This is a genomic window from Pseudomonas sp. Irchel s3f10, from assembly GCF_900187515.1.
Classification (GTDB): Bacteria; Pseudomonadota; Gammaproteobacteria; order Pseudomonadales; family Pseudomonadaceae; genus Aquipseudomonas; species Aquipseudomonas tensinigenes.
Genome location: NZ_FYDZ01000010.1, coordinates 221,965 through 232,549 on the forward strand (window position 1 = coordinate 221,965; position 10,585 = coordinate 232,549).

Here is a 10,585-nt window from a genome sequence, read left to right on the forward strand (position 1 = left end):
GAGCCTGCTCGCGATAGCGGTGTGTCAGTCAAACTTTATCTGTATGACACACCGCTATCGCGAGCAGGCTCACTCCTACAGGGGTGTTGTGGTGTCTGTGGATCAGTGCTCGGCCTTGAGGCTGTCGCGGAAAGCCTTGGGCGATATTCCCACCCTACGCCGAAACAGCCGCGTGAAGTTGGTCGGGTCGGAAAACCCCAACAGTTCCGACATCTCGTAAATCGTCATGCTGGTGTACGTCAGCAAGCGCTTGGCCTCCAATAACTGCCGTTCATGCATGATCTGCAACGCCGGTTGCCCGGCCAGCTCACGGCAGGTGCCGTTGAGGTGCGATACCGAAATCCCCAGTCGATGCGCGAGGTCTTCGACCTTCACGTGCTGGCGATAAGTCTCCTCGACCAACTGAATAAAACCATTGAGGTATTCGCGCTGACGCTGCGGACGCTGACTGGCTTTGTGCCGCACGATTGCCTGACGGCTGACCCAGACCATGATCACGCTGACCAACGAATGCATGAGCATTTCACGTGCTGGTTGATGACCGTTGTACTCAGCCTGCAACGCCGAGAACAGGCTGTTGAGGTAATCGCCGTCGTTGCCTGCCGGGTAGTTTTCCGCGCTGGCCAGCGCATGTACCGAATCGCCCAGTTGCGCCTGCAAGTGGTTGATCAGCGGTGTGGCGAGGGTAACGATGAACCCTTCGACGTCTTCGGAAAAACGAAAGCCGTGCACCGATAACGGTGGCAGCACTTGAATCGCCGGGGTCTGGAGTTGCGTGCGTTGTCCTTCGATCTCAAGCTCTGCCTGACCTTTGAAGACGAAGAGTAACTGGCACAAATCAGCATGGCGGTGGGGTTTGATTTCCCATTCATGTTCGCGACTGCGGGAGGAAATGGTTTCACAGTGCAGCAAGTCAGGGGTCGGCCAGTCCAGGCTTTCACCGTAGAGCTTGAACACTGGAATCGAAGGCAGCTCAGGCTTGTTCATCACTTCAATCCAGGCCTCGGGGTTGTGGGCGATAATCGCACCGATTGGCAGAATGTACAGGTATCGGCTCAGTTTTCACCTTCAATTGACAGACCCGCAAGGGAAAAATGCAAGCACTCGATCCATAAAAATCATTCACCGGTCTCGGCCGCGTGAAGCTTGCGAGTCATAAAAACAATGAAAACGCTGAAAACCCAAGTCGCCATCATCGGCGCCGGTCCGTCCGGATTGCTCCTCGGCCAGTTGTTGCACAACGCCGGCATCGATACCCTTATCCTCGAACGCCAGACCCCCGATTATGTCCTCGGTCGCATCCGCGCCGGTGTGCTCGAACAGGGCATGGTAGAGCTGTTGCGTCAGGCTGGCGTGAGTCAGCGCATGGACGCCGAAGGGTTGGTGCATGGTGGTTTCGATCTGGCCCTGGACGGACGTCAGGTGCACATCGATCTGCACGCATTGACCGGCGGCAAGAGCGTGATGATCTACGGCCAGACCGAAGTCACCCGCGACCTGATGGCCGCTCGTCGGGAGGCTGGTGCACCGACGATTTACCAGGCGCGTGATGTCGTTCCTCATGGCATGAAAAGCGACGAAGCTTTTGTCACCTTTGAAAAGGACGGCGAAACCTGGCGCGTGGACTGCGACTACATCGCCGGTTGCGACGGTTTCCACGGCGTCGCGCGGCAGTCGATTCCCACCGATTGCCTGAAAGTATTCGAGCGGGTTTATCCGTTTGGCTGGCTGGGCATTCTGGCGGACACGCCGCCGGTGCATGACGAATTGGTCTACGCCCGCCATGAACGCGGCTTTGCCTTGTGCAGCATGCGTTCGGCCACCCGCACCCGCTATTACCTGCAAGTGCCGGCGGATGAAAATGTCGATGACTGGAGCGATCAGCGCTTTTGGGATGAGTTGAAAAATCGTCTGCCAGTAGAGCTTGCCGAAAAACTGGTCACCGGCCCGTCAATTGAAAAAAGCATCGCGCCGCTGCGCAGTTTCGTCGTCGAGCCGATGCAGTACGGGCGGATGTTTCTGGTCGGCGATGCAGCGCATATCGTCCCGCCTACCGGCGCCAAGGGTTTGAACCTGGCCGCCAGTGACGTGAGTACGCTGTTCAATATTCTGCTGAAGGTTTACCGCGACGGCCGCACCGATCTGCTGGAGAAATACTCGGAAATCTGCCTGCGCCGCGTGTGGAAAGCCGAGCGCTTTTCCTGGTGGATGACTTCGATGCTGCACCGTTTCGATGATCACGACGCTTTCAGCCAACGCATCAGCGCCTCGGAACTGGACTACTTTGTCAGTTCAGAAGCGGGGCGAAAAACCATTGCAGAAAATTACGTCGGGCTTCCTTATGAGGCTATCGAATAGCCTGCTACCGACTTACACTGGCGAGCATCCCCGCTCGCCTGACGATCTGCGGGACTCTCACTGCCCGCAGGTTTTGCCCGTGACCAATCTCAATCACCCCGAAACGCCCAAACCGGCCATTCGCAGCGTGCTGGTCGCGTTGATGATGGCGATCTTTCTTGGCGCGCTGGATCAGACCATCGTTGCTGTATCGATGCCGGCCATTTCTGCGCAGTTCAAGGACGTCAGCCTGCTGGCCTGGGTGATTTCCGGGTACATGGTCGCGATGACCGTGGCGGTGCCGATCTACGGCAAGCTCGGTGACTTGTACGGGCGGCGCAAACTGATGCTGTTCGGCATGGGCCTGTTCACCCTCGCCTCGCTGTTTTGCGGCATGGCGCAGAGCATGGAGCAACTGGTGCTGGCGCGGATCCTTCAGGGCATCGGCGCCGGCGGGATGATTTCGGTGAGTCAGGCGATCATCGGCGATATCGTGCCGCCGCGTGAACGCGGGCGTTATCAGGGTTACTTCAGCAGCATGTACGCGGTGGCCAGTGTCGCCGGCCCGGTGCTCGGCGGTTACATGACCGAATACCTGTCGTGGCGCTGGGTGTTTCTGATCAACCTGCCGCTGGGCCTCGGTGCCTGGTGGGTGGCGCGGCGCAACTTGCGCGGGCTGCCGATTCCGCAGCGCAAACCAGTCATCGACTACCTCGGTACGTTGTTGATGATCATCGGCCTCACTGCCCTGTTGCTGGGCATTACTCAGGTTGGTCAGGGTCATTCGTGGCGCAGCGGTGAAGTGCTTGGCCTGTTCGCCTGTGCGGTGGTGGTACTGGCGGTGTTTGTCTGGCACGAGCGCCGGGCGCGGGAGCCTTTGCTGCCGATGCACCTGTTTGCCAACCGCAACGCGTTGCTGTGCTGGTGCACGATTTTCTTTACCAGTTTCCAGGCGATTTCGCTGATTGTGCTGATGCCGCTGCGCTTTCAGACCGTGACCGGTGCCGGAGCTGACAGCGCCGCTTTGCACTTGTTGCCATTGGCGATGGGGTTGCCGATTGGTGCATTTTTCGCCGGCCGGCGCACGTCGATCACCGGGCGTTACAAACCACAGATTCTGAGCGGCGCTCTGCTGATGCCGATCGCGATTCTCGGTATGGCGTCCAGCCCGCCCGAGGCGACACTGGTCAGTGGTCTGTTCATGTTGCTCTGCGGTATTTCCAGCGGCATGCAGTTCCCGACTTCGCTGGTCGGCACACAGAATTCGGTGGAACAACGCGACATCGGCGTAGCGACCAGCACCACCAATCTGTTTCGCTCCCTAGGCGGCGCAGTGGGCGTGGCGTTGATGTCGGCGCTGTTGCTGGCGTTGTTGCAGGATTCGAGTTTCGCCCATCTGGCGAGCAGTTCGCTGATGAGCGAGGGCCATTCGGGCAACGTTCTGCTCGATGGTTTGAACGCCGCACCGGGGGATGCGCAGAACGCCCTGCGTGCGGAGTTGCTGGTGACATTCCGGCATTTGTTGTGGGTGGGTGCGGCGGTGTCGTTGCTCGGGTTGGCAGCGGCGATTGCGATGCCGAACAATCTGCTGCGCGGGCGTGAGCACGGCGCCAAATAACCGCAACACCACAAAACCCTGTGGGAGCGAGCCTGCTCGCGAAAGCGGTATGTCATTCAACCAGGATGTTGGCTGAGACGACGCCTTCGCGAGCAGGCTCGCTCCCACAGGGGGACGGTATTTCATTCAGGGGCTGTAGTAACCGACGGCGACAAGGAAATGCCCGGCCTTCTTCAGGTAAGCATGTTTGTCCTCGACCTTGCCGGTCACCGGGTTTTTCCAGCGGTATTCATACTCGCCTTCATCCTGCTTGCCGATCAGCGCCAGAATCGGCTCGCCCACCGGTTTGCCATCCGGATCCTTGATCTTGCCAAAGTCGGTGTTGATCAAGCGCAGATTGGTGCCGTGGGCGACGTAGCGCTGGGTGTCCAGATCGACCACAAACACATACAAGTCGTCCTGCAAGTAGCCACCCTTGAGCGAGTTGATCGCCGTCAGCGTGCCCTTCTCGTCTTTGCCCAAATCAGTCGCCGCTTTGTCTAGCAATGCCTTGGCCTGCTCCGCCGAGGCTCGCGGCAAGTAATAACCAACCGCAAGAATTCGCTGGCCGATGCGTTGATAAAACACATGCTTACGCTCGACCTTGCCATCGGCCCAGTTCTGCCAACGGTACTCGGCCTGCTGGATGCCGTTGCCTTCCGGCACTTTCAACGCATCCTTGAAGGTTTTCTGCAGATCCGGGCCAAGCACTTCACTGACGTCACGACCGATCAACGCTGATGAAGGCCCGCCGCTGGCGAGCATCACGCCCTTGGTATCGACCACGAACACGTAGCGATCCTTGTCGACGAACTCGCCCTGGCGGCTGAACGCGGCGAACGCCTTGTCGCCGTTGTCGTGGTAGTAGGCCAGGGCTTTTTCCAGCAAGGCGATGGCGGCCTGACTGTCATCCTTGGCGGTAGTGGCGGCGCTGACCTGGCCGAAACCGGCCAGTAACATCACGCCGAGCCAGGCCACTTTATGCAAAAACCCCATAGCGCATCCCTCGTTCTTGTTGGTGTTTCAAGAGCGTAGACGGCTTGGGGTGATGTACGAGTATTCAGAATGATGCAGGGGATTACAGAATCCCCTGCACTGATCAACAAAGCTTATGGGCGGGAATTGATCTGCTGCTGCAAATTCTGAATTTGCGCCTGAAGGGTGTTGATGTTGCGGGTCATCTGCGCACGGAAGGCGTCGAACTCGGCGGTATTGCCGCCACCCTGCGGAGCCGCCGGGCGGTTGTCCTGTTCGCTTTTGAGGACGACGATTTCCTGCTCAAGACGATCGATCGCCGCGCTCGGGTTGCCCTGTTTCTTCAGTGCCGCGATATCGGCGCCGAGGCTTTTGAACTGGGCGTCAAAGGCCTTCAACTGCGTGTCGACCTTGCTGGTGTCGGCCGGTGTGCTTTTCACGGTCGCCAGCTCAGCGCTCAAGGCTTTGACCTGTGCCTGCAACTGAGTGTTGGCGTTCTGCTGTTCGGTGGTCTGCGTGGTCATCTGTGCCAGGCGTTTGTCCAGATCGCTGGCCTGCCCCGCTACGCCTTGCTGCTGTTTGCTCTGGTCGAGCAGCTTGCCTTCGAGCTGTTTGATTTGCAGCTTCAAAGCCTCGCTGTCACTGGTGACGTTGGACTGACTAGCGACGACCTTGCCGGAAATGTCCTGCAAGCGCCCGGCGGCTTCTTCGCTGATCCGCGCGAAGCTTTCCTGGGTCGCGACCAGTTGCTGCTCCATCAGCGAAATCTGCTGGAAGCTCCACCAGGCGAGGCCGATGAAGGCGAAAAACAATGCGCCGACCAAAGCCCACAACGGGCCGGTGCTGGCCGCCTTGACCTTGACCACGGGCGGCGTACGCGAGTGCACAGAGGTGCGGGCGGTGGTCGGAATGTCATCGTCGTCGAAGTTGTCGGCACGCAGGCTCGGGACATCATCGAAATCGTCGTGGGCATCATTACGCATGGACATTGAGGCAACCTTTGTGAAACGCGGTGATGGCTAAATGCTGCGAAGTATAACCGCCGCAGCCGCAGGGATTGACCCCCAAGCGGCTACACGGTTCATTGCCGCCCGGCCGAATCGTTTCAACGGATGTCCTGAGCTTTCCACCACGCACAGAACTCATCCAGCGCCGACCACAGGCTGACTTTCGGATCGTAGTCGAGATAATGCCGGGCGCGGCTGATGTCGAGGGTGAAATTTTTGTTCATTACCTGCATGCCCAGACGCGACAGGGTTGGCTCCGGACGCCCCGGCCAGAGCTTGCACGCACCCTCATTGAGCGCCGCGACGCTGTAGGCCAGCCCATACGAACGGTACTTGGTGACTTGCGGCACTTCCATTTTGCGCATCACGTAATTGACCACATCCCACAGCGGCACCGGCGCGCCATTGCTGATGTTGTAGGCCTTGCCCAGCGCGGAGCCGGCGGCCAGCAAGCTGCTGAGCATCGCTTCGTTGAGATTCTGCACACTGGTGAAGTCGACTTTGTTCAGGCCATTGCCGATGATCGCCAGCCGGCCCTTGCGCTGCATGTTGAGCAGGCGCGGGAAAATGCTCATGTCGCCGGCGCCGGTAACGAAACGCGGGCGCAGGGCGATGGTTTCCAGGCCGAATTCCTGGGCACCGAAGACCTTTTGCTCGGCCAGATACTTGGTCGCGGCGTAGTGATGCTTGAAGCGCTTGGGCACTTGTTCTTCGGTCAGGTTGAGGTGATCGCGGCCATCGAAATAGATCGATGGCGACGACAGATGCACCAAACGGCGGACGCGCTGCTTGAGACAGGCTTCGACAACGTTTTCGGTGACCTGCACGTTGCCCTGGTGGAAGTCCTGATAGCGGCCCCACAATCCGACGGCGCCAGCGCAATGCACCACTGCTTCGACGTCGGAACACAACTCACGGACCAGATCGGGATCGGTCAGATCGCCGGGGACAAACTCGGCACCACGGCGCACCAGATGTTCGACGCTCTCGGCCCGGCGACCGTTGACCCGCACGTCCAGGCCCTGCTCCAAAGCGAAACGCGCAAAGCGTCCGCCAATGAAGCCGCTTGCGCCGGTGACCAAAATTTTCATGCAAAACTCCAATGAAACCAGCTGCGAGCTTCAAGCTTCGAGCTGCAAGTTTAAAACGGTGCGCAGCGCTGAACTTGCCGCTTGCAGCTTGACGCTCATGGCTGCTTCCAGGGCACCAGCCATTGCGCCGATGAACGCAGCAATTGCTCGGTCAGCAAGCCTAGAAGCTGACCGCCATTGCGCCAATGATGCCAGTACAACGGCACGTCGATCGGTTTATCTGGCAACAGTTCGCGCAACACCCCGCGTTGCAGTTGATCGCGCACTTGCAGTTCCGGCACCAGCCCCCAGCCCAATCCGGCTTCGGTCAGGCGGATAAAGCCTTCCGAGGACGGGCACAAATGGTGTTCGAATCCACCATCGACGCCCAGCGAGGCGAGATAGCGATGCTGAAGAAAATCGTCCGGGCCGAATACCAGCGCCGGGGTGCGCGGCAATTGTTCGGCACGCACGCCGTCGGGGAAATGCCGTTCGATAAACGCTGGGCTGGCCAGCGCGCGATAACGCATCGCCCCCAGCAACACGCTGCGCGCGCCCGCAACCGGACGCTCACTGGCGCAAAGGCACGCGGCCACTTCACCGGCGCGCATGCGTTTGAGGCCGACGGTCTGGTCTTCGACGATCAGATCGAGCAACAAATGTTGTTCGGCACAGAAGTCGCCGACCGCTTCGGCCCACCATGTGGCGAGGCTGTCGGCATTCAACGCAATGCGCAGGCGCTCCGGCAAACCCTCTTCGTCCAGCGCGGGCACCAGGGTTTGCAGGTCGCGTTCAAGCAAACGCACCTGCTGCACATGGTTGAGCAGACGCCGGCCTATTTCGGTCGGCGATGGCGGCGTACCGCGAATCAGCACGGGTTGGCCGACCCGCGCTTCAAGCAGTTTGATCCGTTGCGAGATCGCCGATTGCGACAAGCCCAATACCTGCGCGGCCCGTTCGAATCCGGCCTGCTCGACCACGGCGGCCAGAGCAGAAAGCAATTTGTAGTCGAACATCAGTTTTCCTAATGAGCGATCAGCACTATTGGTTTTTCTTATACAGGTTTCGCCCGGAGAATAGCCAGCAAGCACTCTTTCTCAAGGATCACTCTCATGGCTGGCGAAACTTCACTCTCGACTCTATTGCGCAGCATGAGTCCGCAACTCAACGCCGGTGAATACGTGTTCTGCACCCTGCGCGACGGTGTGTTGCCGAGCGGTCTGGAGGTTGTCGGCAGCTTCCGCGAGCAGGAAGGCCTGACCGTGATTGTCGAACGCTCCCACGCCGAACAGGCCGGTTTCAGCTTCGACTACGTCGCGGCGTGGATAACTCTGAATGTGCATTCGGCGCTGGAAGCCGTTGGCCTCACCGCCGCGTTTGCCACGGCATTGGGCAAGGCCGGGATCAGCTGCAACGTAATCGCCGGTTATTACCACGACCATTTGTTTGTCGGCCAGACCGACGCCGAACGCGCCATGCAAGTGCTGCGCGATCTCGCAGCCAACGCGGAGTAAATCTTATGTGGCAAAGCTATGTGAACGGCCTGCTGGTGGCGTTCGGACTGATCATGGCGATTGGTACGCAGAACGCTTTTGTATTGGCGCAGAGCTTGCGTCGTGAGCACCACTTGCCCGTGGCGGCGCTGTGCGTGGTTTGCGATGCACTGTTGGTGGCGGCCGGGGTATTCGGCCTGGCGACGATTCTGGCGCAGAACCCGACGCTGCTGGCGATTGCCCGTTGGGGTGGCGCGACATTCTTGATCTGGTACGGCAGTCAGGCGTTGCGCCGGGCCTGTTCGAAACAGAGCATGGGTCAAGGCGAGAATCAGACCGTGCGTTCGCTGCGTGCGGTGATGCTCAGCGCGCTGGCGGTGACGCTGCTCAACCCGCATGTTTACCTGGATACGGTGTTGTTGATCGGCTCGCTCGGCGCGCAACAATCGGTGCCGGGCGCTTATGTAGTGGGTGCGGCGAGTGCTTCGTTGCTGTGGTTTTTCACGTTGGCACTGGGCGCTGCGTGGTTGGCGCCATATCTGGCACGTCCGAGTACCTGGCGGATTCTCGATCTGGTGGTGGCGCTGATGATGTTTACCGTGGCTGGGCAATTAATTTTCGCCAGCTGATTTATTCCAAACGGCTCTGGAACCTCTATCCCACACAGTTGTTGCGTGGTTATGGCGCAACCCCGGTGCTATGATCGAAACCCTGCGCCGCAAAGAGTAAAAACTCGCCGGTGCATTTCTGGCCGCCCGTGATCGGCCTTGCGCTCACCGCAACAGACCTGATTAGGAGAATCATCATGGCTTTCGAATTGCCGCCGCTGCCTTACGCACACGATGCCCTGCAGCCGCACATTTCCAAGGAAACCCTGGAATACCACCACGACAAGCACCACAACACCTATGTCGTGAACCTGAACAACCTGGTGCCAGGCACCGAGTTCGAAGGCAAGACCCTGGAAGAAATCGTCAAGACTTCCTCGGGCGGTATCTTCAACAACGCCGCTCAGGTCTGGAACCACACTTTCTACTGGAACTGCCTGGCGCCAAACGCCGGTGGTCAACCAACCGGCGCGCTGGCTGAAGCCATCAACGCAGCCTTCGGTTCGTTCGACAAGTTCAAGGAAGAGTTCAGCAAAACCTCGATCGGCACCTTCGGTTCCGGCTGGGGCTGGCTGGTGAAAAAGGCTGACGGTTCCCTGGCCCTGGCCAGCACCATCGGCGCCGGCAACCCGCTGACCAGCGGCGACACCCCGCTGCTGACCTGCGACGTCTGGGAACACGCTTACTACATCGACTACCGCAACGTTCGTCCGAAGTATGTCGAAGCGTTCTGGAACCTGGTCAACTGGAAGTTCGTTGCTGAGCAGTTCGAAGGCAAAACCTTCACCGCTTAAGCTGCGCGCCAGTCAAAAAACCCGGCTTTTGCCTAATGCCAGTCAGTTAAGCTGACTGGCATTTTTATTTTTGATCGGATACTTCGGCGATTTCAGCCGAATCGCCCGAGGATAAACGCGCTCCTCACGTCGATGCGGCAGAACGTAGTGCGGCGCTGAAGCATGAAGCTCGGCCAAATACTTGGGGATGTTCCCGGAGCGGTCGGCCGAGACGCTGTTGATAAACCCAAGAATCGCCCAGGTACAAGCAGTAAAGCTCATTTCGCACGGGTAAATGCCAGGACAGTGGCGACTCATTTCCACCATCTGATAGCGCAACAAGTTGTAGCCCAACAACACGCCCCACAACTCTTGCTCGATCATCTCGGGTGTCTTGCTGCGCAGCGTATAGCTGCTGTTGAGTAGCGTCTGCTTCATTTCCCGAAAGCCTAATTCGATTTCCCAGCGCTGGCTGTAAAGGTCGACGATTTCATCGGATGGGAAACGCAGCGGATCGGCCATCGAGGTCAAAATCTGACAGACCTTGCCCTTGACGGTTTTGCTCAGGAGTCTTGCGGTCAGGTGCTCCGGCAATCCCGGCCATTGCTTGCGGGCCTGCGGCGAAGTGCTCAGCAAAACAATCGCATCCTGGCGCCCCAAACGCTGGATCACCTCGTACTGCGAGCCTTTTTTCAGCGGCATCAGCCAGTGGCGTTCGACACCTG

General features: G+C 58.9%; 11 protein-coding genes. 5 read left to right on the plus strand and 6 right to left on the minus strand.

Annotated features, from left to right (window positions below):
• Positions 1-102: 102 nt before the first annotated feature.
• The gene (locus CKW17_RS21060; RefSeq protein WP_095121373.1) at positions 103-987 is read right to left on the minus strand and encodes a helix-turn-helix domain-containing protein; all 885 of its coding nucleotides are present in this window, start codon (positions 985-987) and stop codon (positions 103-105) included.
• Positions 988-1,173: 186 nt separating this feature from the next.
• On the opposite strand from CKW17_RS21060, the gene pobA reads away from it, so the two are divergent.
• Positions 1,174-2,358: a 4-hydroxybenzoate 3-monooxygenase gene (gene pobA / locus CKW17_RS21065; protein WP_371850965.1), complete on the plus strand. Its 1,185-nt coding sequence runs from the start codon at positions 1,174-1,176 to the stop codon at positions 2,356-2,358.
• 79 nt (positions 2,359-2,437) lie between these two features.
• Positions 2,438-3,955, plus strand: a complete 1,518-nt coding sequence (locus CKW17_RS21070) for an MDR family MFS transporter (RefSeq protein ID WP_095121376.1) — start codon at positions 2,438-2,440, stop codon at positions 3,953-3,955.
• A 126-nt stretch (positions 3,956-4,081) separates the two neighbouring features.
• Here the strand turns inward: CKW17_RS21070 and CKW17_RS21075 are convergent, their stop codons facing one another.
• From CKW17_RS21075 to CKW17_RS21090, 4 genes are all read right to left on the minus strand, one after another.
• Entirely contained in the window at positions 4,082-4,930 is an 849-nt protein-coding gene (locus CKW17_RS21075) for a cache domain-containing protein (protein WP_095121377.1), read from the minus strand.
• A gap of 113 nt (positions 4,931-5,043) precedes the next feature.
• Positions 5,044-5,898, minus strand: coding sequence for an ATPase (locus CKW17_RS21080; RefSeq protein ID WP_095121379.1), 855 nt, complete (start codon positions 5,896-5,898; stop codon positions 5,044-5,046).
• A 116-nt stretch (positions 5,899-6,014) separates the two neighbouring features.
• Complete coding sequence (locus CKW17_RS21085; RefSeq protein ID WP_095121380.1) at positions 6,015-7,007, minus strand: NAD(P)-dependent oxidoreductase; 993 nt, start codon at positions 7,005-7,007, stop codon at positions 6,015-6,017.
• Positions 7,008-7,102: 95 nt separating this feature from the next.
• Positions 7,103-8,002, minus strand: coding sequence for a LysR family transcriptional regulator ArgP (locus CKW17_RS21090; protein ID WP_095121381.1), 900 nt, complete (start codon positions 8,000-8,002; stop codon positions 7,103-7,105).
• Between the two features lie 96 nt (positions 8,003-8,098).
• Here CKW17_RS21090 and CKW17_RS21095 point away from each other — a divergent pair, with 96 nt between their 5' ends.
• The 3 genes from CKW17_RS21095 (at position 8,099) to CKW17_RS21105 (ending at position 9,881) form a co-directional block, all read left to right on the plus strand.
• The gene (locus CKW17_RS21095) at positions 8,099-8,500 is read left to right on the plus strand and encodes an ACT domain-containing protein (RefSeq protein ID WP_095121383.1); all 402 of its coding nucleotides are present in this window, start codon (positions 8,099-8,101) and stop codon (positions 8,498-8,500) included.
• Positions 8,501-8,505: 5 nt separating this feature from the next.
• Complete coding sequence (locus CKW17_RS21100) at positions 8,506-9,108, plus strand: LysE/ArgO family amino acid transporter (RefSeq protein WP_095121384.1); 603 nt, start codon at positions 8,506-8,508, stop codon at positions 9,106-9,108.
• A 176-nt stretch (positions 9,109-9,284) separates the two neighbouring features.
• Positions 9,285-9,881: a superoxide dismutase gene (locus CKW17_RS21105; protein ID WP_007918933.1), complete on the plus strand. Its 597-nt coding sequence runs from the start codon at positions 9,285-9,287 to the stop codon at positions 9,879-9,881.
• A 42-nt stretch (positions 9,882-9,923) separates the two neighbouring features.
• On the opposite strand, the gene CKW17_RS21110 is transcribed toward CKW17_RS21105, so the two are convergent.
• On the minus strand, positions 9,924-10,585 hold a 662-nt coding region (locus CKW17_RS21110; protein ID WP_141234584.1), incomplete at its 5' end, for an IS4 family transposase.

Bases quoted from the DNA above. Each gene is read 5' to 3' on its own strand.
- CKW17_RS21105 (WP_007918933.1), top strand. From the start codon at position 9,285: ATGGCTTTCGAATTGCCGCCGCTGCCTTACGCACACGATGCCCTGCAG.
- CKW17_RS21085 (WP_095121380.1), bottom strand. From the start codon at position 7,007: ATGAAAATTTTGGTCACCGGCGCAAGCGGCTTCATTGGCGGACGCTTT.
- CKW17_RS21100 (WP_095121384.1), top strand. From the start codon at position 8,506: ATGTGGCAAAGCTATGTGAACGGCCTGCTGGTGGCGTTCGGACTGATC.
- CKW17_RS21090 (WP_095121381.1), bottom strand. From the start codon at position 8,002: ATGTTCGACTACAAATTGCTTTCTGCTCTGGCCGCCGTGGTCGAGCAG.
- CKW17_RS21060 (WP_095121373.1), bottom strand. From the start codon at position 987: ATGAACAAGCCTGAGCTGCCTTCGATTCCAGTGTTCAAGCTCTACGGT.
- CKW17_RS21080 (WP_095121379.1), bottom strand. From the start codon at position 5,898: ATGTCCATGCGTAATGATGCCCACGACGATTTCGATGATGTCCCGAGC.
- CKW17_RS21075 (WP_095121377.1), bottom strand. From the start codon at position 4,930: ATGGGGTTTTTGCATAAAGTGGCCTGGCTCGGCGTGATGTTACTGGCC.
- CKW17_RS21095 (WP_095121383.1), top strand. From the start codon at position 8,099: ATGGCTGGCGAAACTTCACTCTCGACTCTATTGCGCAGCATGAGTCCG.